Source organism: Mesorhizobium sp. LNHC252B00 (assembly GCF_000502955.1).
Classification (GTDB): Bacteria; Pseudomonadota; Alphaproteobacteria; order Rhizobiales; family Rhizobiaceae; genus Mesorhizobium.
The window spans coordinates 1-638 of record NZ_AYWO01000103.1 but is presented as its reverse complement, the minus strand read 5'-3'; the positions used below and the strand labels follow the sequence as shown (position 1 = coordinate 638).

The window sequence follows — 638 nt, the reverse complement described above, 5'->3', positions numbered from 1 at the left end:
GCGAGCCGGTCAAGTACGCTCCTCAATATGGCGGCTACTGTGCTGGCGAAGTCGTAGGGGGAGGGGTCACGATTAATGTCGATCCGGAAGCGTTCAAGATTATCGACGGTAAGCTCTACCTGGTCTACGACGTCGGCAATGCGGACAGTTTCGCTGCGCGCGCGGATGAAGAAATACCGAAAGCCGACGCTAACTGGCCGAAGGTCGTCGCCAACCTGAAGCTCGATAAGTATCACTGATACCAAGTCCGCCTACTGGACTACAGTGAAGTGAAACACCTTGCTTGAATTGACAAAGGAATAGCCGTTGACGGCATCGTCGCGGCGTTTGTAGACAGGTCCGCAGTCGGGGCGCCCGAACATATTCTCGCTTAGCTCGCACAACAGGTCGCCATCCAGACGAACAGTCTCGGTGACTAGCCGCGTCGTAGAGCGGAAGGCTGCCTTGCCGTCGCTGCCTATCTGCAGGAAGGCTGGTTGGAGACCGGGCTCAAGCTTGCCTTGCAGCGTATGGCCCAGCACCAACGAGGCGATCTCTTTGCCCTTCAATCGATTCTGCTCGTCGCCGGTAAAGGCAAACGGCCATTCGGGCAAGCCCGCCTGCTGTAACGCGTCGATGATGAGAGCCAAATCCTGCGG

General features: G+C 57.4%; 1 protein-coding gene and 1 pseudogene. One reads left to right on the top strand and one right to left on the bottom strand.

Features of this window, described 5'->3' with window-relative positions:
- Positions 1–239: YHS domain-containing (seleno)protein (locus tag X744_RS1000000174765; RefSeq protein ID WP_023763244.1), on the top strand; the 239-nt coding region annotated here is incomplete at its 5' end.
- Positions 240–251: 12 nt separating this feature from the next.
- On the opposite strand, the pseudogene X744_RS1000000174760 reads toward X744_RS1000000174765, so the two are convergent.
- Positions 252–638, bottom strand: a pseudogene (locus X744_RS1000000174760) (guanylyl cyclase); the annotation flags it as partial.